The following is a 23,622-nucleotide window of genomic DNA, read 5'->3' as shown; positions in this document are numbered from 1 at the left end:
CGAGGACGGATCCGTCGTCGACGGATCCCGCACCGGTCCGCCGCCGCGTGCCGCCGCGCGTCCGCGCGGGCGGTCGCTCCCCCTCTCGCGTGCGCGCCTCGCGCGGACCCCGCCCTGACTCGCGTGCTCCCTGCACGTCCACCGTCCTCCCCGGGCAGCCGCTCCCCTGTCGGGAGGGGCGGGCCCTCGTGCACGGAGCATCCGCGACGCCGCGTATCGAGACGGCACCGCCGCGGCCGTCCGGGGACGGCGTCGCGTTCTCGAACCTGAGGAGGAGCCGACGCGTCGCGGTGCCGGGACGCGTCCGGGCACCGGGTATCCTGAGCACCATGGCCCGCAAGACAGCCTCTCCGAAGGCACCCAAGGAACCCGGCCGCATCAAGCAGATGTGGCAGGTCTTCCAGATGACCCGGCGCTACGACAAGAGCTCGGTCTGGTGGATGCTCCTCGCGCTGCTCGGGCCCATCGTCGTCGGCATCCTCCTCGCGGTCTTCGCGACGGGCGGGAACTGGCTCACGGCCATCCTCTTCGTCATCGCGGGCGTCTTCGCCGGAGTCCTCGCATTCCTCATCGTCCTCGGGCGCAAGGCGGAGCGCGCGGCCTACCTCCAGATCAAGGGCCAGCCCGGCGCCGTCGGCGTCGTGCTCCGCAGCTCCCTGAAGCGCGGCTGGGTCGGCAGCGAGATGCCCGTCGCCGTCAACGGCAAGTCGCAGGACGCCGTGTACCGCGCCGTCGGGCGGCCGGGCGTCGCCCTCATCGGCGAGGGGCCGAAGAGCCGCACCACGCGCATGCTCGAGGACGAGCGGCGCAAGATCGCGCGCGTCCTCCCCAACGTGCCCGTCCACTTCGTCTTCGTCGGCCCGGACGCGGACTCGGTCGAGCTGCACAAGCTCGCGGGTCGTCTGCAGCGCTTCCCCCGCACCATCACCAAGGCCGAGGTGCTGGCCGTCAACAACCGGCTGACCTCGCTCGGACAGAACAGCATGCCGATCCCCAAGGGCGTGGACCCCTTCAAGGTGCGCCCGTCGCGCGCCCGCTGATCCGCCTCTCGCCGCCCGTTTGCGCGGGCATCCGCCCCGGCGCAGACTGACCACATGGATCCCGTCTCCGCCGCGGCTCTCCTCGGCGTCGACGTGGACGCCGATCGGACGGCCGTCCGCCGCGCCTACGCCCGCCGGGCCCGGGACACGCATCCCGACCGGCTCCCCGGCGCGACGCCGCAGCAGCTCCGCTCGGCGCACGAGCGGTTCGTGCAGCTGACCCTCGCGCGGGACGCGCTGCTGATCCCCCGCGAAGCGGCGTCGCCCCGACCGGCAGCGGCGGCGTCGGCGCGTCCGGCCCCCGCGGGCGCTTACCGCGGCGATCGACCGGCCGCCTCCCCGGCGCCGGAGCGGCGGCACCCCTACGGACGGTCCCGCCGCGAGCTCGCCCGTCGGGGACTGGGCCCGTCGATCGCCGCGGTGTGCGGCCTCGCCGGCATCCTGGTGGTCCTCGTGACGTTCCAGGACTCGACGCGCGCGCAGTTCACGACGATCGGCGCCGACCTCACGCAGGGCGCGGTCGTCGTGCCGGTCCTCGACCCGGCCTCGCGGGCCAGCGAGTGCGTCGACCCGACGTCGTGCACGCTGCTGGACATGACGGCGCCCGAGGACTGCAGCGCGGCGCTCGCGCGCTTCGAGGTGACCACGGGACGCTCGGACGACGGCCGCGAGACCGAGAGCCGCGAGCTGGGCGCGGTCCGCGCCGGGTCGCCTGCGCGCGTGGTGCTCGGAGGGGTCGACCCGGAGCTGGTCTACCTGGGGTGCGAGCCCGGCTGATCCCGGTCCCCGTCAGCGGGATGCCCGACCGACGGCCCGCGATCAGGAGGTGCGGACGAGCACGGTGCCCGAGAAGACGTCGTGGAGGCCCCGCTGATCCGCGTTCCAGACCACGGCCGGCACGACCAGGCAGAGCAGGACCGTGCGCAGCGCGGGGCGCCAGAGGGAGACGTACCCGCCCGTGAGGGGCCGTACGCGCATGCCGAGCACGACGTGGCCCACGCTGCCGCCGAGGGTGACGATGAGGACGTACTGCATCACGGCGAAGATCGCGAGCGTGGCCGAGGCGTCGTAGGCGAAGAACGCCCACGAGACGAGCACCGCGAGGGCCCAGTCGATGCAGACGCCGACGAGTCGGCGCCCCGCGCGGGCCACCGAGCCGCGCCCCCGCTCCGGGAGGCCGAGGCGCTCCCCCGGCCACCTGTTCCGGCCGGGATCGCCGAGGTCGGGGCTGTACGGGGTCGCGGGCACGCCTCGATCCTAGGCGCGCTGCCGGCGGATCCCCTGATCCCCCGGGCATGCGGACAGTCGGCGACGCGCCCGGGGCAGCCTGCGTAACATCGCGGAAACACGGCGGTTATGGCGAGGTAACCCCTTCCCCCTAGGGTCGGAGAGGCTGAAACCGTCAGTCTCATCCGCTCCGGCCCCCTTTTGGAGACACCACATGTTCAGAGACTCATCCGAGGTGCTCGCGTTCATCAAGGACACCGACGTCAAGTTCCTCGATATCCGGTTCACCGACCTCCCCGGGGTGCAGCAGCACTTCAACATCCCCGCGTCCACGGTCGACGAGGAGTTCTTCTCCGTCGGCCAGCTGTTCGACGGCTCGTCCATCCGCGGCTTCGCGAGCATCCACGAGTCGGACATGCAGCTCATCCCCGACGTGACGACGGCCTACATCGACCCGTTCCGCATCGAGCGCACCCTCATCATGGTGTTCGACATCTACAACCCCCGCAACGGCGAGATCTACGCCCGCGACCCGCGCCAGGTGGCCAAGAAGGCCGAGAAGTTCCTCGCCGCGTCCGGCATCGCCGACACCGCGTTCTTCGCGCCCGAGGCCGAGTTCTACATCTTCGACGACGTCCGCTACGAGGTGAACCAGCACACGAGCTTCTACTCGGTCGACTCCGAGGAGGGCGCCTGGAACTCGGGACGCGAGGAGGAGGGCGGCAACCTGGGAAACAAGACGCCCTACAAGGGCGGCTACTTCCCTGTCAGCCCGGTCGACAAGCAGGCCGACCTCCGCGACGACATCAGCCTCAAGCTGATCGACGCCGGCCTCATCCTCGAGCGCGCGCACCACGAGGTGGGCACGGGCGGCCAGGCCGAGATCAACTACCGCTTCGACACCATGGTGCACGCGGCGGACGACATCCTGAAGTTCAAGTACATCGTCAAGAACACGGCCGAGCAGTGGGGCAAGACGGCCACGTTCATGCCGAAGCCGCTGTTCGGCGACAACGGCTCGGGCATGCACACGCACCAGTCGCTCTGGAACGACGGCAAGCCGCTGTTCTACGACGAGGCCGGCTACGGCGGGCTGTCGGATGTCGCGCGCTGGTACATCGGCGGCATCCTCAAGCACGCGCCCGCCATCCTCGCGTTCACGAACCCGACGGTGAACTCGTACCACCGCCTCGTCCCCGGCTTCGAGGCGCCCGTCAACCTCGTGTACTCGGCGGGCAACCGCTCGGCGTCGATCCGCATCCCCATCACGGGCACGAACCCGAAGGCGAAGCGCATCGAGTTCCGCGCGCCCGACGCGTCGAGCAACCCGTACCTCGCGTTCGCCGCGCAGCTCATGGCCGGCATCGACGGCATCAAGAACCGCATCGAGCCGCACGAGCCCGTCGACAAGGACCTCTACGAGCTCCCGCCCGAGGAGGCGAAGAACATCCCGCAGGTGCCCGCGTCGCTCGGAGCCGCCCTCGAGGCGCTCGAGGCCGACCACGAGTTCCTCACGGCCGGCAACGTGTTCACGCCCGACCTCATCGAGACGTGGATCGAGTACAAGCGCGAGATGGAGATCAAGCCCCTCGCGCAGCGCCCGCACCCGTTCGAGTTCGAGCTGTACTACGGCGTCTGATCCCGCCGGCGCCCCGCAGCGGGGCGAATGACGCACGGGCCGTCCTCCTCCGGGAGGGCGGCCCGTCGTCGTGCAGGAGGGTCCGCGAAGTCGATGGCGATGGCGATGGTGATGGCGTCGTGGACGGCGGCTCGGCGTTCGCGCGGGCGCCGTGCCTCGGCGTCAGGACCCGCGGGGCCGATGCGGCCTCAGGACCCGAGGGGGTCGACGCGGTCGTCGAGCCCGTAGAAGAGCCGCTCGAACACCGCGCGCGACCGGCGCGTGACCCCGAGGTACTCCTCCTCGAGGACCGACGCGGATCCGGGCGGGTACTCCAGCAGGCGGGCGATGGCGTCGAGCGCCGCGCGGTCCGCCGGGAGGACGTCGGCCGTGCGGTTCGTCCAGAGGGTCATCGCCGATCGCACGCGGGACGCGAGCAGCCAGGCGTCCCGCAGCCGACCCGCGTCCTCGGCCTCCACGAGCCCGGCCTCGACCGCCGCGTCCAGGGCGCCGAGGGTCGTCGGCGTGCGCAGGGCCGGGTGCCGGTGCGCGTGCTGCAGCTGCAGCAACTGGACGAGCCACTCGACGTCGCTCAGGGAGCCGCGGCCGAGCTTGAGGTGACGCGTCGGGTCCGCGCCCTGCGGCAGGCGCTCGTTCTCCACGCGCGCCTTGATGCGCTTGATCTCCCGCACGTCGGCCTCGCCGATGGCGGACGGGTACCGGATCCGGTCGGCGAGCTCCGTGAAGTCCGCGATGAGGCCGCTGTCGCCGACCACGCCGCGGGCCCGCAGCAGGGCCTGGGCCTCCCAGGTGAGCGACCAGCGCTCGTAGTAGGCGCGATACGAGGCGAACGACCGGACGACGGGCCCGTTGCGCCCCTCGGGGCGGAGGCCCGTGTCGAGGTCGAGCGGCAGGCGCGAGTCCTCGGTGAGCCGCGTCAGCTCCGAGGAGATGAGCTGGGCCCGGCGCTGCGCGAGGTCGGGGTCCATGCCGGCGATCGGGCGGTACACGTGCATGACATCGGCGTCGGACCCGAAACCGAGCTCCGCCCCGCCGTAGCGCCCCATGGCGACCACGGCGTACTCGGGCCAGGGCCCGTCCTCCCGGCGGATGGCGCGCATCACCCCGCGCAGGGTGACCGTGGTGATGGCCGCGAGCGACGGCCCGAGGGTCTCGACGTGCGTGACGCCCACGATGGCGCCGATCGCGAGGCGCAGGACCTCGCGGCGCCGCAGCGTGCGCAGCGCCGCGGCCGCTGCGTCGGCCGTGGGGTGGCGGTTGACCGTGGCGAGGGCCTCCTCGTCGAGCGCCGCCCGGGAGCGGGGGCGGAGGTCCTCGTCGCGGGCGAGCCAGGCGGCGGCCTCGGGGACGCGGTCGAGGAGCTCCGAGACGTAGCGGGATCCCGACAGCACCTGCGTGAGCCTCTGCGCCGCACCCGCCGAGTCCCGCAGCATCCGGAGGAACCACGTCGCCTCGCCCAGCGCCTCGCTGAGCCGGCGGAACGCGAGGAGTCCGTGGTCCGGATCCGGGCCGTCGGCGAACCACTGCAGCAGCACGGGCAGGAGGTGGCGCTGGATGGCGGAGCTCCGCGAGACGCCCTGGGAGAGCGCGCGGATGTGGCCGAGGGCGCCGCGCGCGTCGACGAACCCGATGGCCGAGAGGCGCGCCGCCGCCTGGTCGCTCGTGAGGGCGAGGGTCTCCTCCGGCAGCGACGCCACGGCCGCGAGCAGCGGTCGGTAGAAGAGGCGCTCGTGCAGCGTGCGGACGCGCGTCTTGGTGGCCGTCCACCGCGCGACGAGCTCCTCCGCGCGCCCGTCGAGGCCCGTGCTGCGCGCGAGGGCGCGCAGGCGCTCCTCGTCGACGGGCATGAGGTGCGTGCGATGCAGGCGCTCGAGCTGCAGGCGGTGCTCGAGCAGGCGCAGGTAGCGGTAGTCGCGTGCGAAGTCGCCGGCCTCGACGCGGCCGATGTAGCCGGCGTCGGCGAGGGCGACGAGCGCGGGCAGGGTGCCGCGCTGCCGCACCTCCTCGTCGGTCTGGCCGTGCACCAGCTGCAGGAGCTGCACCGTGAACTCGATGTCGCGGATGCCGCCCGGCCCGAGCTTGATCTGCTGGTGCAGCTGGTCGGCGGGGATGTTGTCGGTGACGCGCGTGCGCATCCGCTGGACCTGCCCGACGAAGCCCTCGCGGGAGGCGCTCGACCAGACGAGCGGCGCGACCGCGGCGGCGTACCGGTCCCCCAGCTCGGCGTCGCCGGCGAGCGGCCGTGCCTTCAGCAGCGCCTGGAACTCCCAGTCCTTGGCCCACCGGTCGTAGTAGGCCAGGTGCGAGTCGAGGGTGCGGACGAGCGCGCCCGCCTTGCCCTCGGGGCGGAGGTTGGCGTCCACCTCCCAGAGCGCCGGCTCGACCTCGTGCTCGTCGATCCCGCGCATGGTGAGCACGGCGAGCCGCGTCGCGAGCTCGACCGCCCGATGGGGCTCGATGACGGGCTCGCCGTCGGCGTCGAGCGCGGCCTCGGCCACGAAGATGACGTCCACGTCGCTCACGTAGTTCAGCTCGCGCGCCCCCGCCTTGCCCATGCCGATGACGGCGAGCCGGGTCGCCGCGATCTCCTCGGGACGCGCGCGCCCGAAGGTGCCGGGCGAGGACAGCTCGGCGCGCGCCACGGCGAGCGACGCCTCGAGGGCGGCGCCGGCGAGGTCGGCCAGGGCGGCCGTGACGGGGCGGACCGCGACGAGCGGGTCCGGGTGCACGAGGTCCCAGGCGGCGACGCGCGCCACGAGCGCGCGGTACCGGATGCGGAGCGCCGCGCGCGCCTCCGCTCCGGTGGTCGCCGCGACGCCCTCGACCGCGCCGACGGACCGGAGCAGCACGTCGCGGACGTCGCCAGGAGCCGGCAGGTGGGCGAGCGGACGGGCGAACCCGTCGAGCTCGGCCGGGTGCCGCGCGAGGAAGTCGGCGAGGCCCGCGGAGGATCCGAGCACCCGGGCCAGCCGGTGCCGCGCGTCGCCGTCGCCGAGGACCGCGCGGGTGCGCTCCGGGTCGATGCGGAGCAGCCGGACGAGCGCGTCGAGCGCCGCGTCGGGGTCCGCGCTCGGGGTCAGCGCCTCCACGAGGTCGGCCTCGGCCCACCCCGAGAGGTCCGCCGCCTCCGCCAGCGCGGCTCCCACCTCGCTGAGCCGGGCGAATCCGGCGCGCGCGAGCGCGCCGGTCAGGGTCTGTCCGCGTCTCATCGGGGGCTCCGGCCTCGTCGTCGGATGTCGGTGCGGGTGCGTCGGGCGCGGATCCGCGTCAGAGCATCTCGAGGTTCGAGCGCAGCTCGTACGGCGTCACCTGGGCGCGGTAGTCGCGCCACTCCTGCCGCTTGTTGAGCAGGACGTAGTTGAACACCTGCTCCCCCAGCGTCTCGGCGACGAGCTCCGAGCGCTCCATGAGCTGGATCGCGTGGTCGAGGCTCGACGGCAGCGGCGCGTAGCCCAGGGCGCGACGCTCGGCGTCGCTCAGGCTCCAGACGTTGTCCTCGGCCTCGGCGGGGAGCTCGTAGCCCTCCTCGATGCCCTTGAGGCCCGCGGCCAGCATGAGCGAGAACGAGAGGTACGGGTTCGCGGCGGAGTCGATGGCGCGGTACTCGACGCGGGAGCTGTTGCCCTTGTTCGGCTTGTACAGCGGGACGCGGACGAGCGCGGAGCGGTTGTTGTGGCCCCACGTGACGAAGCTCGGGGCCTCGCCGCCGCCCCAGAGGCGCTTGTAGGAGTTCACGAACTGGTTGGTGACCGCCGTGATCTCGGGGGCGTGCTTGAGCAGGCCGGCGATGAACTGCCGCCCGATCGTGGACAGCTGGTACTCGGCGCCCGACGCGTAGAACGCGTTGACGTCGCCCTCGAACAGCGACATGTGCGTGTGCATGCCGCTGCCCGGCTGGTGCGCCAGGGGCTTCGGCATGAACGTCGCGTAGACGCCCTGCTCGATCGCAACCTCCTTGATGACCGTGCGGAAGGTCATGATGTTGTCGGCCGTGGTGAGCGCGTCGGCGTAGCGGAGGTCGATCTCGTTCTGGCCGGGCCCCGCCTCGTGGTGGCTGAACTCGACCGAGATGCCGAGGTCCTCGAGCATCCGCACCGAGCGGCGGCGGAAGTCGTGCGCCGTGCCGCCGGGGACGTTGTCGAAGTAGCCCGCCGCGTCGACCGGCTCCGGGCCGTCGACGCCGAACTCGCTCGACTTGAGCAGGTAGAACTCGATCTCGGGGTGCGTGTAGAAGGTGAAGCCGCGGTCGGCCGCCTTCTCCAGCGTGCGCTTGAGGACGTTGCGCGGGTCGGCGATGGCCGGCTGCCCGTCGGGCGTGGAGATGTCGCAGAACATGCGCGCGGTGGGGTCGATCTCGCCGCGCCACGGGAGGATCTGGAACGTCGTCGGATCCGGGTGGGCGAGCATGTCGGCCTCGTACGAGCGGGTGAGGCCCTCGATGGCGGAGCCGTCGAACCCGAGGCCCTCCGCGAACGCGCCCTCGACCTCGGCCGGGGCGATCGCGACCGACTTCAGGGTGCCGGTCACGTCGGTGAACCACAGGCGCACGAACTTGATCCCGCGCTCCTCGATCGTCCGTAGGACGAAGTCACGCTGCTTGTCCATCCACCACCCTCTCGTCGGTGTCCAACCTACCGGCTGACCAGGGGCGGCGCGGATCGCGGCGGGGCCCGCCCGTAGACTCGCGGACATGCAGAGCCCCGACGCTGCCGTCACCCCGCCCGAGCCCGCCCGCCTCCCGTCCGAGCCCTCGGCGGCCCCGAAGCGCGTGCGCGTCCGCCACTTCGCCCGGGCCAAGGAGCAGGGCCTCAAGATCACCGGGCTCACGAGCTACGACATGCTCACCGCGGGCGTCTTCGACGAGGCCGGCATCGACTTCCTGCTCGTCGGCGACTCGGCCGGCAACACCGTGCTCGGCTACGACACCACCGTGCCCGTCACGGTCGACGAGCTCCTCCCGCTGGCGCGCGCCGTCGCCGCATCCGCCCAGCGCGCGCTGGTCGTCGCCGACCTGCCCTTCGGCTCCTACGAGTCGGGGCCCGACCAGGCGCTCGCCACCTCGGTGCGGTTCATGAAGGAGGCGCGCGCCCACGCCGTGAAGCTCGAGGGCGGCGTGCGGAGCGCCGAGCAGATCCGCCGGGTCGTCTCCTCCGGCATCCCCGTGATGGGCCACGTCGGCTTCACCCCGCAGAGCGAGCACGGCCTGGGCGGGCACATCATCCAGGGCCGGGGCGACGCGGCCGAGGCGCTGCTCGCCGACGCGCGCGCCGTCGAGGACGCGGGCGCGTTCGCGGTCGTGCTGGAGATGGTGCCGCAGGAGATCGCGCGGCGCGTCACGGCCGAGCTGCGGATCCCGACCATCGGCATCGGCGCCGGCCGCGGCACCGACGGGCAGATCCTCGTGTGGACCGACTTCGCCGGTCTCACCTCGGGGCGGGTCCCCCGCTTCGTGCGCCGCTACGCGGACATGCGCCGGGTGCTGCTCGACGCCGCCACGCGCTACCGGGACGACGTCGTCGCGGGCGCGTTCCCGTCGGAGGCGGAGAGCTACTCCGACTGACGCCGTCAGTCGGCGTCGCGCTCCTCGGCGGCCCACTGCTCGGAGCGCTCGCGCAGGCGCTGCGGCGCGGCGGCGGCCTCCTCCGCGGTGGCGAACGGGCCGATGCGGTGGACGCCCGGGGACAGCATCCCCTTCTCCACCTCGCCCGTGCGGTCGTCGTACCAGTACTGCTCGTCGCTGTCGCTCATGCTGCCGATGCTAGGCCCGCGGGAGCCCGCCGGCCGGGCGGGACGCGGTCGGACGAGCCGGTAGGGTCGCTTGCATGAGCGAGGACGCGACGACCGCAATCGGCATCGACATCGGCGGCACGGGGATCAAGGGCGCCATCGTGGACGTCGCGACCGGCGAGCTGCGCAGCGAGCGCGTGAAGCTCCCGACGCCGCAGGGCGGCGAGCCCGAGGACATCGTCGCCACCGTGAAGCAGATCATCGAGGCGCTCGGCGAGGTCCCGGCGGGCACGCCGCTGGGCGTCTGCTTCCCCGCGGCGATCGTGCACGGCACGACCATGTCGGCCGCGAACGTCTCCCCCACCTGGATCGGCCTGGAGGCCGAGAAGCTGTTCGAGGAGCGCCTGGGCCTCGAGATCACCTTCGTCAACGACGCCGACGCGGCCGGCTACGCCGAGGCCCGCTACGGCGCGGCCAAGGACGTGCGCGGCCTCGTCATCATGACCACGCTCGGCACCGGCATCGGCACGGCCCTCATCCACGACGGCGTCCTCATCCCGAACGCGGAGCTCGGCCACATGGACGTGGCGGGTCGGCGCGACTTCGAGCGCCGCGCCTCGTACGCCGCCAAGGAGCGCGCGCACCTCAACTGGAAGCGGTGGGCGGCGCGTCTGCAGGTCTACTACGGCCAGCTCGAGAAGCTGATGTGGCCGGAGCTCTTCATCGTGGGCGGCGGCGTCTCCAAGAACCACAAGCACTTCCTGCCGCTGCTGCGCCTGCGCACGCCCATCGTGCCGGCGGAGCTCCGCAACAACGCGGGCATCATGGGCGCGGCGGCCCTGGCCGCGCACGCGGTCGGCGCGAGCACGCACGCCCCCGCCGCCGAGCTCGTGGACAAGACGAAGCCCGAGGACTGACGCGCGGCATCGCCTAGACGACGGAAGCGGCCGGATCCCCAGGGGTCCCGGCCGCTTCTCCGTGCGGGGTGCGGATGGGCCGGCTGATACGCCGGGTTCTGTCCCGGTGCCGAGGCACCATGGACGGCCATCTATCTCGGAGCTGCGTCACCGCAGCCCTCCAGCGGTCTACCCGGGGACTGGACGAGCAGCCTGTGCGTCCCCTGTTCGACCTTGCTCCGGGCGAGGTTTGCATAGCCGACCCGATCACTCGGGCCGCTGGTGGTCTCTTACACCGCCGTTTCACCCTCACCCGCCGCTCGCGCGACGGGCGGTCTGCTCTCTGTTGCACTGTCTCGCGGGTCGCCCCGGGTGGGTGTTACCCACCGCCCTGCTCTGCGGAGCCCGGACGTTCCTCGACGCGGTCTCGCCCTCTCGGGCTCCTCCGCGGCGCGACCGTCTTGCCGACCCATCCGCGGGACGAGTCTAGGGCAGGCGCCCGCGGGCGACGCCCCTAGAGGCCGGACTCGTCGGTGCGCACGAGGATCGCGTTGCTCTCGGGGTCGATGACGACGTCGTCGGGCGCGCGCTTGCGGAGCGCGTCGAGGTCGCTCTGGTGGAGCGCGATGTTGCTGCCGAGCGAGATGCCGCGGTGGAGCATCGCGGCGCCCACGCCGTAGCGGGCGCGCTGCTTCTCGTAGAGCGCGAGGAGGTCGGCGGGGAACCGCGGGGCGAGCGCGTCGCGGTCGTCCTGCGCCTGCTCGGCCTGCACGCGCAGCTCGAGGGCCGCGGCATCGCGCTCCGCCTCGAGGGTGGCGATCCGCTCCCCGAGGGCGTCGCGCTCCACGGCCACCTCGGCCTGCGCGGCCTGGGCCTCCTCGAGCCGCTGCATGACCTCCAGCTCGACCTCCTCGAGGTTGCCGCGGCGACGCAGCAGCGACTCGAGCTCGCGCTCCAGCGCCTGCACGTCCTTGGAGCTGCCGCCCGCCTCGATGCGGCTGCGGTCGCGGTCCATCCGCGCCTGCACGACGGCCACGTCGGACTCGATCCGCGCGAGCTCCGTCTGCGCGTCCTCGACCACGCCCGTGCGCTCGGCGAGGCGACGGCGGACGCCGTCCATCTCGCGCTGCAGCGCGTCGATCTGCTTCAGCTGCGGGAGCTGCGCGAGGCGGCCGCGCAGGTGCGTGAGACGGGTGTCGATCTCCTGCAGGTCGAGGAGCTCCTTCTGGACGCTCGGATCGGCTTTCATGCTCTCCCTCTCGTGGTGCGGCGGTGCGGCGTGCGCGCCGGCCGGTGGTGCGGGTGCGGCGCGAGCCGCGTGCGTCACTGGGTGACGGCGAAGTCCCAGGGGTCGGTGCGGATGTCGCTCACCGTGACCTCGGTGCCGGGCAGGGCGGAGCGGAGCGCCTCGGCCGCGACGTCGAGCCACAGCCACTCGCTCGCCCAGTGCGACGTGTCGAGGAGGTACGGGGTCCCGCCGCGGAGCGCCGCGGACTCGCGCGCCTCGCTGGCGGGGTGGTGGCGGAGGTCGGAGGTGATGTAGACGTCGGCGCCCGTGACGGCGGCGGAGCCGAGGAGCGAGTCGCCGGCTCCCCCGCACAGCGCGACGCGCCGGACGGGAGCGTCGTAGGGCCCTGCGGCGCGGATGCCGGTGGCCGTCGGCGGCAGGATCCGGGCGAGCTCGGCGGCGAGGCGCCCGAGCGTCGTCGCGGCGGGCAGGTCGCCGACCCGGCCGATGCCGCGGACGCCGTCGGTGGCCGGCTCGATGGGCCGGAGCGTCTCCGGCAGGATCCCGAGCAGCGCGGCGAGGCGCCCGGACGTGCCGTCCTCGACGACGTCGGACGTGGTGTGCGCGGCGTAGAGCGCGCAGTCCGCGCGGACGAGGTCGGCGAGGAGGGCGCCCTTGTAGCCGGTCTCGGCGATGGTCGTCACGCCGCGGAGGAGCAGGGGGTGGTGCGTGAGCAGGAGGTCGGCGCCGACGTCGACCGCCTCGTCCACCGTCGTGCGCACGGCGTCGACGGCCAGGTGGATCCGGCGGACGGGACGCCGCGGATCGCCGCTGACGAGGCCGGAGGAGTCCCAGTCCGACGCGCCCGCGGGCGGCCAGGCGTCCTCGATGGCGCGGACGGCGTCGGCGAGGGTGGGGGTCACGTCGCCCATCGTAACGAAGGGGCGTCGGGCGCCGGCGCGCGGGAGGGCGTCAGCCGCGGCGTCCGCGAGGCGCGGCGGATCCCGCGCCGCCGGCCGCCGTGACCTCGGGCAGGATCCCTGCGGTCGGCACGAGCGGCTCCAGCGGCCAGAGCGCGCGCTGCGACGATCCGGGGTGCGTGCTCGACCCGTGGGTCGCGGCGTCGACCACGGACCAGGAGGCCTCGTCGTCGGCGGTGTCGGGGCTCATGGTCGAACAGTAGCGGGGAAGACCGTGAGGACCCTAACGGATGCACGGGGCGCTCCCCCGCGCCCGCGTCCCGTCAGCGCACGCCGCGCGCCGCGAGGGCGTCGCCCAGGTCGTCCGCGTGCTTCAGGGCGACGACGAGGAACGGGACGACCGAGGTCGTGATCCCCGCGCGTCCGCCGCGGGCCCTTTGCGCGTCGCGCACGTCGCGGGCGAGGCGCGCGAGCACGGGCACGGTCGAGACGGTGACCGCCAGCAGCAGCGCGACGCGCTCGGAGTCCAGGCCGAGCCGTCCGGCCGGCCGCAGTCCCCGCTCCACGGCGTCGAGGAGCGCGGTCGTCGAGGTCGTCAGCATCAGGAGGCCCGGCAGGGCGATCGCCGCCGCGATGCGCGCGGTGTTCGACACCGCCGGCTCGACGCCCAGGAGGACCAGCTGGGTCACCAGGGTGAACAGCAGGATCCACCGCGTCGCGCGCACCTGGCGCCCGAGCGCGCGCAGCCCGATGGCGCCGTCCCCGAGGCCGGCGACCGCGTACGCGACCACGGCGATCCCGGTCGCGGCGACCGCCCCCGCCCACGTCGACGGCAGCAGGGAGACGCCGAGCACGACGGCCGCGACGAGGACGAGCTTCGGCCCGGTGGGCATCCGCGCGAGGCGTCCGGCGGCGGATCCCGTCGCCGTCACGCGAGCATCGCCTCGTACTCGGCGACGACCTCGTCGGGGGTCCCGACCCGGCGCACGCGCCCCTCGGCGAAGAGGACCGCGACGTCGCAGCGCCGCGCGGCGGCGAGGTCGTGCGTGACGAGGACCAGCCGGTGCCCGTCCTCGAACAGGTGGTCGGCGACCCGCCGGGCGTTGCGCGCGTCGAGGTACGCGGTCGGCTCGTCGGCGATCACCAGCTCGGGCCGGCGGACGAACGCGCCCGCCAGGGCGAGCAGCTGCTTCTGGCCGCCGGACAGGTCGTGGGCGGGACGGTCGGCCAGGTCACCCAGCCCGAGACGCGCGAGCGCCGCATCCACCCGCGCGTCGGCCTCCGCCCGCGGCAGCCGCTCCGGCCGCAGGGAGAAGGCGACGTCCTCCCGCACGGTCGGCATCACGATCTGCGCGTCGGGGTTGCTGAACACCAGCGCCACGCGGCGCCGCAGCTCGCGGGCGTCGCGCTGCGGATCGAGGCCGAGCACGCGGAGGTCGCCCGCGTCCCGCCGGATCAGCCCGCCGACGAGCCGGGCGAAGGTGCTCTTGCCGGAGCCGTTCTCGCCGACCACCGCGACCGTGCGCGCGTCGAGGTCGAGCGTCACGCCCTCGAGCACGTCGACGTCGCCCAGCCGGACGCCCACGCCGTCGAGCCGCAGCGCGGGATGCGTCACGTCGTCGGGACCGGGCGCGCGGCGGGGCTCCGGGTCCAGCCTGCGCGGCGACGGAAGGCGCGCGGGTAGCCGCGGACCAGGGTCATGACGATGCCCGTCGCGATGACCGCCTTGATCGCGTCCCCCGGCAGGAAGACGAGGCTGGTGAGGAGGGTCTCGCCGAGGGGCAGGCGGGTCACCGCGCTCTGGACGGGGATCCCGACGGCGTAGATCGCGAGGATCCCGCCGGCCGCCATGCCGATCGCCGTGCGCCAGGCGACGGGTCTGCGCCCGCCCGCGTGGACCACGAGCCCGACCACGAGCGCGCCGAGGATCCAGCCGACGAGGTACCCGGCGCTCGGGCCGGCGAACACCCCGAGCCCGCCCGCGCCGCCCGAGAGGAGCGGGAGGCCGACGGCGACGAGCAGCAGGAGCACGACGATGCAGAGGGCGCCGAGCCACGGGCCGAGGATCGCGCCGGCGAGCATCACCCCCAGCGTCTGCGCCGTGATGGGCACGCCGCCCAGGACGCTGATGCCGCCGGGCAGGCCGAGCACCGCGATCACGGCGGCCAGGACCGCTACCCGCGCCAGGTCGGTGGCGTCGACGCGCGGGGCGCGCTCCACCTGCTCGGAGACGCGGGCGGGGTGGGAGGACGGGGTCACGGGCATCCTTCGGGTCGGCGGGCGGGACGGGCGCGGACGTCGGCGCCGGGGTCCCTCCTGAACGCCGTTCACTATAGTGAGCGCATGGCCGATGCGCGCGGCGGGAGGCGCCTCACCCGCGACGACGTCGCGTCGGCCGCCCTCCGGATCCTGGACGAGCACGGCCTCCCCGATCTCACGATGCGGCGCCTCGGCGCCGCCCTCGACGTGCAGCCGAGCGCGCTCTACTGGCACTACCCGGACAAGCAGACCCTCCTGGCGGCGGTCGCCGACCGCATCGTGGCCGGAGCGGCGTGGGACCGCCACGGCTCGGGCTCCGCGCGTGCCCGGACGGCGGGCGTCCGCGCCCAGGCGTCGGCGCTGCGCCTCGCGCTCCTCGCCCACCGCGACGGCGCCGAGGTCGTCGCGAGCACGACGGCGCTCGGCCTGGGCGCGGCGGACGCCCGGGACGCGCTCGCCCTGGCGGTGGCAGCCGACGGGTTCCCCGCCGACACGGCCGACCGCGCGGCGGGCGCGCTGCTGCACTTCGTGCTCGGCCACGTGGCCCATGAGCAGCAGCGGACCCAGCTCGTCCGCCTCGGCGTGGTCGCCGCCGACCCCGACGCGGAGAGCGAGGCGGCGGACGCGTTCGACTTCGGGATCGACCTGCTGGTGCGCGGCCTGTCCTCGATCGGCGCACGGGGAGCGGGACCGGAGGTGGGCCCTGCCGGGCTCGAACCGACGACATCCACGGTGTAAGCGTGGCGCTCTACCAACTGAGCTAAGGGCCCCGACGGCCGGGGATCCGGCGCCCCGCCATGCTAGTCGACCGCGTCGGCGCGCCCCGGCTCCCCCGGCGGCGATCGCCGTAGCCTCTCCCCCGTGCCCACCCACCCCTCGCGCCGTGCCGTCGCGGAGTCCCGCTGGCCCGCCGCGCTCGGCCTCCTCGCCGCGGTCGCGCTGTACGGCGTCGCGCCGACCGCCGTGCCCGGGGGCGTGCGGATCGCCGTGGTCGTCGGGGCCGTCGCCCTGCTCGTCCCGCTGGTCGCGCTCAACCCGCGCCGCCTCGACCGGGAGACGACGTGGTCGCGCGGCCTCGGCCTCGCCCTCGGCGGCCTCCTGCTGGTCGCGAACCAGGTGAGCCTCGTGCTGCTCGTGGTGGCCCTCGTCGACGCCTCGGAGGCGGGTCCGGAGCTGCTCCTGACGGCGCTGCAGGTGTGGACGACGAACATGCTGGCGTTCGCGCTCGTCTACTGGGAGATGGACCGCGGCGGGCCCATCGCGCGCCGCACCCACGCCCGGGCGTCTCTCGCGCCGGCGGACTTCCGCTTCCCCCAGGACGAGGACGCGGGGGCCGTGTCCGAGGTGGCCAGGCGCTCGTCGGAGCACGCGGACTGGGTGCCGGGCTTCGTCGACTACGCCTACTTCTCGCTGACCAACTCGATGGCCTACAGCCCCACCGACGTCATGCCGCTGTCGCACCGGGCCAAGGGCCTCATGGCGCTGCAGGCGTTCGCGGGCTTCGTGATCCTCGCGCTCGTCATCGCGCGTGCCGTCAACATCCTCAGCTGACGGCGAGCGCCGACGGGATCAGGCGGGGACGAGCGCCAGGTCGCGGATGGCGGAGCGGTACGCGTCGAGCTCGCGGGCCTCGCCGGGCGCGGTGATGAAGCTGCGGCGGATGATGCCGCGCGTGTCGATGAGGAAGGTCGCGCGGTTCGCGAAGCCCTTCTGCTCGAGGAACACGCCGTACTCCTTGGCGACCTGGCCGTGGGGCCAGAAGTCGGCGAGGAGCTGGAAGTCGATGCCCTGCTGCTCGGCCCAGGCCCGCAGCGTGTGCTTGCTGTCGACGCTGATGCCGATGAGCTCCACGCGGCTGTCGGCGAACATGCCGAGGTTCTCCTCGAGCTGGCACATCTCGCCGGTGCACGTGCCGGAGAACGCCAGGGGGAAGAAGACGAGGGCGACCGCGCGGTGACCGCGGTACTCGCTCAACCGGACCCGCTCGCCGAACTGGTTGGCGAGCTCGAAGTCGGGAGCCTGTGTGTCGTTGGCCAGGGCCATGGGGTGCGGATCCTTCCGTGCCGGCAGATGTCCCCTGTCTGGCACGAGTGACGAGCTTACGCCGGGGATCCGCGATGTCCAGCGGGGGCCGCCGAGACGCCGTCCGGGGGCTCGCCGCCCGTCGTCCGTGACCGTCGGTCGGCATGGGTAGGCTGGCCCTCGGCGTACGCGCGGTCTCGCACCCTTCGAGCCCCGTGGCACCGAAGACGATGTCTGCACACCACAGGAAGAGGTCGAGGGTGACTGTCAACGACCAGGATCCGTACTCGGTGAACCACACCGACAGCGATCCGGAAGAGACCGCCGAATGGAACGAGTCGCTCGACGGGCTCGTCGAGGCGCAGGGTCGGGGTCGCGCGCGCGACGTCATGCTCAGCCTCCTCAAGCGCTCCAAGGAGCTGCACCTCGGCGTGCCGATGGTCCCGACCACGGACTACATCAACACCATCGCACCGGAGAACGAGCCGGAGTTCCCCGGTGACGAGGACCTCGAGCGCCGCTACCGCGCGTGGATCCGCTGGAACGCGGCCGTCACCGTGCACCGGGCCCAGCGCCCCGGCATCGCGGTCGGCGGCCACATCGCCACGTACGCGTCCTCCGCCGCCCTCTACGAGGTCGGGTACAACCACTTCTTCCGCGGCCAGGACCACCCGGGCGGCGGCGACCAGGTCTTCGTGCAGGGCCACGCGTCCCCGGGCACCTACGCCCGCGCGTTCCTCGAGGGACGCCTGAGCGAGCACCAGCTCGACGGCTTCCGCCAGGAGAAGAGCCACGACGGCGGCGGCCTCTCGTCGTACCCGCACCCCCGCCTCATGCCGGAGTTCTGGCAGTTCCCCACGGTCTCGATGGGCCTCGGCCCGATCAACGCGATCTACCAGGCGCAGGCGAACAAGTACCTCACCAACCGCGGCATCAAGGACGCCTCCGACCAGCAGGTCTGGGCCTTCCTCGGCGACGGCGAGATGGACGAGGTCGAGAGCCGCGGACAGCTCCAGGTCGCGGCCAACGAGAAGCTCGACAACCTCAACTTCGTCATCAACTGCAACCTGCAGCGCCTCGACGGACCCGTCCGCGGCAACGGCAAGATCATCCAGGAGCTCGAGAGCTTCTTCCGCGGCGCCGGCTGGAACGTCATCAAGGTCGTCTGGGGCCGCGAGTGGGACGACCTGCTCGCCCGGGACACCGAGGGCGCGCTCCTCGAGCTGATGAACCGCACGCCCGACGGCGACTACCAGACCTTCAAGGCCGAGAGCGGCGCCTACATCCGCGAGAACTTCTTCGGGCGCGACGAGCGCACCGCGAAGCTCGTCGAGGGCTACACCGACGACCAGATCTGGAACCTCAAGCGCGGCGGGCACGACTACCGCAAGGTCTACGCGGCCTTCAAGGCGGCCAGCGAGCACACGGGCCAGCCCACGGTGATCCTCGCCAAGACCGTCAAGGGCTACGGCCTCGGCCCGAGCTTCGAGGGCCGCAACGCGACCCACCAGATGAAGAAGCTCACGCTCGACAACCTCAAGCAGTTCCGCGACGAGATGCGCGTGCCGATCACGGACGCCCAGCTCGAGGCGGACCCGTACCTGCCGCCGTACTACCACCCCGGCCAGGACGACGAGGCGATCCAGTACATGCAGGAGCGCCGCCGCGCCCTCGGCGGGTACTCCCCCGAGCGCCGCACGAAGCACACGGCCATCTCGCTGCCGGACGACTCGGCGTACCGCATCTCCAAGAAGGGCTCGGGCACGCAGGAGATCGCCACGACGATGGCGTTCGTCCGGCTGCTCAAGGACCTCATCCGCGCGAAGGACTTCGGCAACCGCGTCGTCCCGATCATCCCGGACGAGGCCCGCACCTTCGGCATCGACGCCTTCTTCCCGACGGCGAAGATCTACAACCCGAACGGCCAGCACTACACGTCGGTCGACCGCGAGCTGCTGCTCTCCTACAAGGAGAGCCCGCAGGGCCAGATCGTGCACGTGGGCATCAACGAGGCGGGCGCCCTGGCGGCGTTCACGAACCTCGGCACCACGTACTCGACGCAGGGCGAGCCGCTCATCCCGATCTACGTCTTCTACTCGATGTTCGGGTTCCAGCGCACGGGCGACGCGATCTGGGCGGCCGGCGACCAGATGGCGCGCGGCTTCCTCATCGGCGCCACGGCGGGACGCACCACGCTCACGGGCGAGGGGCTCCAGCACGCCGACGGGCACTCGCTCGTCCTGTCGGCCACGAACCCCGCCGTCGTCTCCTACGACCCGGCGTACGCCTACGAGATCGGGCACATCGTGCGCACGGGACTCGAGCGCATGTACGGCGGGGAGCACGAGGACCCGAACGTCATGTACTACCTCACGGTGTACAACGAGCCGATCATCCATCCGGCCGAGCCCGAGGGCGTGGACGTCGACGGCATCGTCCGCGGCATCCACAAGCTCAAGGACGGCTGGGTCGACGGCCCGAAGGCGCAGCTCATGGCGTCCGGCGTGGCCGTGCCGTGGGCGCTCGAGGCGCAGCAGCTCCTCGCCGACGACTGGGGCGTGTCCGCCGACGTGTGGTCCGTCACCTCGTGGGGCGAGCTGCGCCGGGACGGCCTCGCGGCGGAGGAGCACAACCTGCTCCACCCGCACTCCGAGGAGCGCGTCCCGTACCTGGAGGAGAAGCTCCGCGGAGCCGAGGGCCCGTTCGTCGCGGTCACCGACTTCTCGCACGCGGTCCCCGACCAGATCCGCCAGTTCGTCCCCGGCGACTACTCCACCCTCGGCGCCGACGGCTTCGGCTTCTCGGACACGCGTCCGGCGGCCCGCCGCTTCTTCGCGATCGACGGCCCGTCGATGGTCGTGAAGACGCTGCAGCGCCTGGCCAAGCAGGGCAAGGTCGACCGCGACGCGCCCAAGTGGGCGATCGACAAGTACCGCCTCCTCGACGTCAACGCCGGCACGACCGGATCGGCGGGCGGCGAGGCGTGAGCTGCGCCCACCTGACGTGACGACGAGCGACCGGCACGACACCGACGTGGAGACCGGGGAGACGAAGGCGGAGACGCTGGCGTGGCTCCGGTCCCTGTCGGGCGAGCTCGCCAGCGCGACGCTGAAGCGGCTCGAGGACACGCTGCCCTGGTACGGCGGGATGCCGCCGGGGCGGCGGTCCGCGGTCGGGCTCGTCGCGCAGGCCGGCATCACGTCGTTCATCCACTGGTACGACGATCCGGACTCGACGCCGTGGATCGCGGCGGACGTGTTCGGCGCGGCTCCGCGGGAGCTCCTGCGCTCGGTGACGCTGCAGCAGACGCTGCAGCTCATCCGCGTCACCGTGGAGGTCGTCGAGGACCGCGTGCGCGACCGGCACCGCACGGTGCGCGATGCGATCCTGCTCTACTCCCGGGAGATCGCCTTCGCGGCGGCGGACGTCTACGCGCGCGCCGCCGAGGCCCGCGGCCTCTGGGACGCGCGGCTCGAGGCCCTCGTGGTCGACAGCATCCTGTCGGGCGAGTACGACGACGAGCTGCCGTCCCGCATCGCCGCCCTCGGGTGGCACGGGCACGGCGAGGTGTCGGTCCTCGTCGGAACGGCGCCTCCCGTCCTCGACGTCGACCAGCTGCGGCGCACGGCCCGGCACCTCGACGCCGACGTGCTCATCGGCGTGCAGGGCAGCCGGCTCGTGCTCGTGATCGGGCGCGCGTCGCCCGCGGTCGCGGATGCGGACGCCCCGGACTCCGAGGCGCCGCCCGTGACGTTCCTGGAGATCGCCACCCAGCTCGAGCCCGGCTTCGGGAACGGCCACCTCGTGCTCGGCCACGAGGTGCCGAGCCTCGTCGAGGCCTCCCGCAGCGCGCGGGCCGCCCTCGCCGGCTTCGCGGTGGCGCGGTCCTGGCGCAACGCCCCGCGTCCCACGCTCGCCGACGACCTGCTCCCGGAGCGGGCCCTGGCCGGGGACCCGCTCGCGCGCTCCACGCTCATCAACCGCATCTACAAGCCCCTGCAGGCGCACTCGACCGAGCTGCTCGCGACGCTGTGGTGCTACCTCGACACCGGGCGTTCGCTCGAGGCGACCGCCCGGGAGCTGTTCGTGCACCCCAACACCGTGCGGTACCGGCTGAAGCGCGTGTCGGACGTCATCGGCTGGGACGCGACCGGGGCCCGGGAGGCCCTCATCCTCCAGGCGGCCCTCATCATCGGCAGCATCGCGGAGGCGGGGACGGTCGTGCCGAAGCAGCAGGCGTCCGGTCGGGCGCGCCCGAAGCGCCAGGCGGCGCGGTGAGCCGCGGATCGTGTGGCGTCGTGACAACGTCGCCGGGGATCCTCTGTAGGACCTCGACTCCGACGGGCCTCCCCCGCGCTGGGAGGATGGACGGATGATCATCGTCGTCTGCCCGGGTCAGGGCTCCCAGAAGCCCGGCTTCCTCTCCTCGTGGCTCGAGCACCCCGAGCACGCCCGGCTCCTGGGCGAGCTGGGCGACGCCGCCGGGCTCGACCTCGTCACCCACGGGACCACGTCGGACGCGGACACCATCCGCGACACCGCGGTCGCGCAGCCGCTGATCGTGGCGGCGGGCATCATGGCCCTGCGCGCGCTCCTCGCCGACGGCCGCGACGCCTACGTCGCGGGCATCGCCGGGCATTCGGTCGGCGAGATCACGGCGGCCGCCGGAGCCGGCATCCTCACGGACGACGAGGCGATGCGCGTCGTGCGCACCCGCGGCGACGCCATGGCCGAGGCCGCGGCGATCACCCGCACGGGCATGAGCGCCGTCGTCGGCGGCGACCAGGACGCGGTCCTGGCGCGGCTGGCTGAGCTGGGCCTGGAGCCCGCCAACTTCAACGGCGGCGGGCAGATCGTCGTGGCCGGCGAGCCCGAGGCCCTCGCGGCCCTGCAGGCCGAGCCGGTCCGCGGGACCCGCGTCATCCCGCTCCAGGTGGCGGGCGCGTTCCACACGCACCACATGGCCCCCGCGGTCGACGTGCTGCGGGACGCCGTCGCCCCGCTCGCGCCCCGGGACCCCCGGTTCCCCGTCTGGACGAACCGCGACGGCAGCCGGGTCGACTCCGGCGCCGCCTACCTCGACCTCATCGTGGGCCAGGTCGCGAGCCCCGTGCGCTGGGACCTCTGCATGGAGGCCTTCGACGCGGCCGGCGTCACCGGCCTCATCGAGGTCGCCCCCGCCGGTGCGCTCACCGGCCTCGCGAAGCGCGGCCTCAAGGGGCTGCCGACCCTCGCCCTCTCCACCCCCGAGGACCTCCCGGCGGCCATCGACATGCTCGACGCGCACGCCTGATCCCGCCGCACCCGACACCGAACAGGGACACATGACCGCCCAGCCCCGCCCCACCATCCAGACCGCGCCCGTCGTCGAGCGCTTCACCCGCATCTGGGGCCTCGGCGCCGCCCGCGGCGAGCTCGACGTGCCCAACGACGACCTCGTCGGGCCCATCGACTCGTCCGACGAGTGGATCCGCCAGCGCACCGGCATCGTCACCCGCAAGCGCGCGGGCGCCGACGTCGACGCCGTCGACCTCGCGACCACCGCCTCGCTCGAGGCCATCGCGAAGGCCGGCATCCGGCCCGAGCAGATCGGCATCGTCCTCGTCTCCACGGTGAGCAACACCGTGCAGACGCCGTCGATGGCGGCGCTCCTCGCCGACCGCATCGGCGCCAACCCGGCCCCCGCCTACGACATCTCGGCCGCGTGCGCCGGGTACACCTACGGCATCGCGCAGGCCGACTCCTTCATCCGGTCGGGCCTCGCGGAGTACGTCCTCGTCGTGGGCGCGGAGAAGCTGTCCGACATCGTCGACCCCACGGACCGCTCCATCTCGTTCCTCCTCGGCGACGGCGCCGGCGCCGCGATCGTCGGGCCGAGCGACGCCCCCGGCATCTCCCCCACCGTGTGGGGCTCGGACGGCTCCAACTGGGACGCCGTCGGCATGACCGGCACCCTGAAGAGCATGCGCGACGGATCCGCGTGGCCCACCCTCCGCCAGGACGGCCAGAAGGTCTTCCGCTGGGCGGTCTGGGAGATGGCCAAGGTCGCCAAGGAGGCGCTCGACCGGGCCGGCGTCGCGCCCGACCAGCTCGCGGCGTTCATCCCCCACCAGGCGAACATGCGCATCGTGGACGAGTTCGCCAAGCAGCTCGGCCTCCCGGATACGGTGGCAATCGCGCGGGACATCGAGACCACCGGCAACACGTCGGCCGCCTCCATCCCGCTCGCCACCCACCGTCTGCTCGAGGAGGACCCGTCGCTCTCGGGCGGACTCGCCCTGCAGATCGGATTCGGCGCCGGACTCGTGTTCGGCGCGCAGGTCGTCGTCCTGCCCTGAGCCCCGCCCCATAAGCTGTTCCGGTCATCACGAACCACGAGGAGATACACATGGCACTGTCCACCGAAGAAGTCCTGGCCGGCCTGGCCGAGCTCGTCAACGACGAGACCGGGATCGCCACCGACACCGTCGAGATGGACAAGTCGTTCACCGACGACCTGGACATCGACTCGATCTCGATGATGACGATCGTCGTCAACGCCGAGGAGAAGTTCGACGTCAAGATCCCGGACGAGGAAGTCAAGAACCTCAAGACCGTCGGCGACGCGGTCACGTTCATCACCAACGCGCAGTCCTGACCGCGCGGAGGACGGCCGGTCCCGCTC

Annotated in this window: 23 protein-coding genes, 1 tRNA gene and 1 other RNA gene; 12 read left to right on the top strand and 13 right to left on the bottom strand. The window is 73.1% G+C overall.

Annotation, left to right across the window (positions count from 1 at the left end; genetic code table 11):
• Window positions 1–329 precede the first annotated feature (329 nt).
• Entirely contained in the window at window positions 330–1,040 is a 711-nt protein-coding gene (locus FGG90_RS04320) for a DUF4191 domain-containing protein (protein ID WP_086517460.1), read from the top strand.
• Between the two features lie 54 nt (window positions 1,041–1,094).
• On the top strand, window positions 1,095–1,817 hold the full coding sequence (locus FGG90_RS16125; RefSeq protein WP_094130054.1) for a DnaJ domain-containing protein: 723 nt from the start codon (window positions 1,095–1,097) through the stop codon (window positions 1,815–1,817).
• A 42-nt stretch (window positions 1,818–1,859) separates the two neighbouring features.
• On the opposite strand, the gene FGG90_RS04310 is transcribed toward FGG90_RS16125, so the two are convergent.
• Complete coding sequence (locus FGG90_RS04310; RefSeq protein ID WP_094130057.1) at window positions 1,860–2,288, bottom strand: RDD family protein; 429 nt, start codon at window positions 2,286–2,288, stop codon at window positions 1,860–1,862.
• A 193-nt stretch (window positions 2,289–2,481) separates the two neighbouring features.
• Between FGG90_RS04310 and glnA (FGG90_RS04305) the strand changes: the two genes are divergently transcribed.
• Entirely contained in the window at window positions 2,482–3,906 is a 1,425-nt protein-coding gene (glnA, locus tag FGG90_RS04305; protein ID WP_012298985.1) for a type I glutamate--ammonia ligase, read from the top strand.
• 188 nt (window positions 3,907–4,094) lie between these two features.
• Here glnA (FGG90_RS04305) and FGG90_RS04300 read toward each other — a convergent pair whose 3' ends face one another.
• Together FGG90_RS04300 and glnA (FGG90_RS04295) are read right to left on the bottom strand one after the other, a co-directional pair.
• Entirely contained in the window at window positions 4,095–7,115 is a 3,021-nt protein-coding gene (locus FGG90_RS04300; RefSeq protein WP_094130060.1) for a bifunctional [glutamine synthetase] adenylyltransferase/[glutamine synthetase]-adenylyl-L-tyrosine phosphorylase, read from the bottom strand.
• Window positions 7,116–7,173: 58 nt separating this feature from the next.
• Window positions 7,174–8,511, bottom strand: coding sequence for a type I glutamate--ammonia ligase (glnA, locus tag FGG90_RS04295; protein ID WP_063071882.1), 1,338 nt, complete (start codon window positions 8,509–8,511; stop codon window positions 7,174–7,176).
• 85 nt (window positions 8,512–8,596) lie between these two features.
• On the opposite strand from glnA (FGG90_RS04295), the gene panB reads away from it, so the two are divergent.
• Window positions 8,597–9,466 (top strand): 3-methyl-2-oxobutanoate hydroxymethyltransferase, encoded by an 870-nt coding sequence (panB, locus tag FGG90_RS04290; RefSeq protein ID WP_094130063.1) that lies wholly within the window; start codon window positions 8,597–8,599, stop codon window positions 9,464–9,466.
• 5 nt (window positions 9,467–9,471) lie between these two features.
• On the opposite strand, the gene FGG90_RS04285 is transcribed toward panB, so the two are convergent.
• Window positions 9,472–9,654, bottom strand: a complete 183-nt coding sequence (locus tag FGG90_RS04285; RefSeq protein WP_063071884.1) for a hypothetical protein — start codon at window positions 9,652–9,654, stop codon at window positions 9,472–9,474.
• Between the two features lie 74 nt (window positions 9,655–9,728).
• On the opposite strand from FGG90_RS04285, the gene ppgK reads away from it, so the two are divergent.
• Window positions 9,729–10,550, top strand: coding sequence for a polyphosphate--glucose phosphotransferase (gene ppgK, locus FGG90_RS04280; protein WP_094130066.1), 822 nt, complete (start codon window positions 9,729–9,731; stop codon window positions 10,548–10,550).
• 71 nt (window positions 10,551–10,621) lie between these two features.
• Here ppgK and rnpB read toward each other — a convergent pair.
• The 7 genes from rnpB to FGG90_RS04245 all read right to left on the bottom strand — a co-directional run bounded on the left by rnpB (window position 10,622) and on the right by FGG90_RS04245 (window position 14,936).
• Window positions 10,622–11,001: RNase P RNA component class A (gene rnpB, locus FGG90_RS04275), an RNA gene on the bottom strand.
• A gap of 42 nt (window positions 11,002–11,043) precedes the next feature.
• Window positions 11,044–11,778: a zinc ribbon domain-containing protein gene (locus FGG90_RS04270; RefSeq protein WP_094130069.1), complete on the bottom strand. Its 735-nt coding sequence runs from the start codon at window positions 11,776–11,778 to the stop codon at window positions 11,044–11,046.
• 74 nt (window positions 11,779–11,852) lie between these two features.
• Window positions 11,853–12,680 carry a Nif3-like dinuclear metal center hexameric protein gene (locus FGG90_RS04265; protein ID WP_094130072.1) on the bottom strand — a complete coding sequence of 276 codons (828 nt, stop codon included), beginning with the start codon at window positions 12,678–12,680 and terminating at the stop codon, window positions 11,853–11,855.
• Window positions 12,681–12,729: 49 nt separating this feature from the next.
• Window positions 12,730–12,927: a hypothetical protein gene (locus FGG90_RS04260; RefSeq protein ID WP_094130075.1), complete on the bottom strand. Its 198-nt coding sequence runs from the start codon at window positions 12,925–12,927 to the stop codon at window positions 12,730–12,732.
• A gap of 73 nt (window positions 12,928–13,000) precedes the next feature.
• On the bottom strand, window positions 13,001–13,609 hold the full coding sequence (locus tag FGG90_RS04255) for a CbiQ family ECF transporter T component (protein WP_378143218.1): 609 nt from the start codon (window positions 13,607–13,609) through the stop codon (window positions 13,001–13,003).
• Window positions 13,606–14,292 (bottom strand): energy-coupling factor ABC transporter ATP-binding protein, encoded by a 687-nt coding sequence (locus FGG90_RS04250; protein WP_094130078.1) that lies wholly within the window; start codon window positions 14,290–14,292, stop codon window positions 13,606–13,608. The genes FGG90_RS04255 and FGG90_RS04250 overlap by 4 nt, the downstream gene beginning before the upstream one ends.
• Complete coding sequence (locus FGG90_RS04245) at window positions 14,289–14,936, bottom strand: biotin transporter BioY (protein ID WP_165771401.1); 648 nt, start codon at window positions 14,934–14,936, stop codon at window positions 14,289–14,291. The genes FGG90_RS04250 and FGG90_RS04245 overlap by 4 nt, the downstream gene beginning before the upstream one ends.
• Window positions 14,937–15,020: 84 nt before the next feature.
• Between FGG90_RS04245 and FGG90_RS04240 the strand changes: the two genes are divergently transcribed.
• The gene (locus FGG90_RS04240; RefSeq protein ID WP_094131501.1) at window positions 15,021–15,674 is read left to right on the top strand and encodes a TetR family transcriptional regulator; all 654 of its coding nucleotides are present in this window, start codon (window positions 15,021–15,023) and stop codon (window positions 15,672–15,674) included.
• Here the strand turns inward: FGG90_RS04240 and FGG90_RS04235 are convergent.
• Window positions 15,634–15,706 (bottom strand) — tRNA-Val (locus FGG90_RS04235). The genes FGG90_RS04240 and FGG90_RS04235 overlap by 41 nt on opposite strands.
• 91 nt (window positions 15,707–15,797) lie before the next feature.
• On the opposite strand from FGG90_RS04235, the gene FGG90_RS04230 reads away from it, so the two are divergent.
• Window positions 15,798–16,487, top strand: a complete 690-nt coding sequence (locus FGG90_RS04230; RefSeq protein ID WP_094130084.1) for a DUF1345 domain-containing protein — start codon at window positions 15,798–15,800, stop codon at window positions 16,485–16,487.
• Window positions 16,488–16,505: 18 nt separating this feature from the next.
• Here FGG90_RS04230 and FGG90_RS04225 read toward each other — a convergent pair whose 3' ends face one another.
• Window positions 16,506–16,979: a peroxiredoxin gene (locus FGG90_RS04225; protein WP_094130087.1), complete on the bottom strand. Its 474-nt coding sequence runs from the start codon at window positions 16,977–16,979 to the stop codon at window positions 16,506–16,508.
• Window positions 16,980–17,218: 239 nt separating this feature from the next.
• Between FGG90_RS04225 and aceE the strand changes: the two genes are divergently transcribed.
• The 5 genes from aceE (at window position 17,219) to FGG90_RS04200 (ending at window position 23,595) form a co-directional block, all read left to right on the top strand.
• Window positions 17,219–19,945: a pyruvate dehydrogenase (acetyl-transferring), homodimeric type gene (gene aceE, locus FGG90_RS04220; RefSeq protein WP_094130089.1), complete on the top strand. Its 2,727-nt coding sequence runs from the start codon at window positions 17,219–17,221 to the stop codon at window positions 19,943–19,945.
• A gap of 16 nt (window positions 19,946–19,961) precedes the next feature.
• Window positions 19,962–21,236 (top strand): PucR family transcriptional regulator, encoded by a 1,275-nt coding sequence (locus tag FGG90_RS04215; protein WP_094130092.1) that lies wholly within the window; start codon window positions 19,962–19,964, stop codon window positions 21,234–21,236.
• A 94-nt stretch (window positions 21,237–21,330) separates the two neighbouring features.
• Window positions 21,331–22,251, top strand: coding sequence for an ACP S-malonyltransferase (locus FGG90_RS04210; protein ID WP_094130095.1), 921 nt, complete (start codon window positions 21,331–21,333; stop codon window positions 22,249–22,251).
• A gap of 31 nt (window positions 22,252–22,282) precedes the next feature.
• Window positions 22,283–23,296, top strand: a complete 1,014-nt coding sequence (locus FGG90_RS04205; RefSeq protein ID WP_094130098.1) for a beta-ketoacyl-ACP synthase III — start codon at window positions 22,283–22,285, stop codon at window positions 23,294–23,296.
• Between the two features lie 50 nt (window positions 23,297–23,346).
• The gene (locus tag FGG90_RS04200; protein WP_012038305.1) at window positions 23,347–23,595 is read left to right on the top strand and encodes an acyl carrier protein; all 249 of its coding nucleotides are present in this window, start codon (window positions 23,347–23,349) and stop codon (window positions 23,593–23,595) included.
• Window positions 23,596–23,622 lie beyond the last annotated feature (27 nt).

The organism is Clavibacter michiganensis subsp. tessellarius (assembly GCF_021922985.1).
GTDB classification, from domain to species: domain Bacteria; phylum Actinomycetota; class Actinomycetes; order Actinomycetales; family Microbacteriaceae; genus Clavibacter; species Clavibacter tessellarius.
This window is presented reverse-complemented; position numbering and strand designations above follow the sequence as displayed.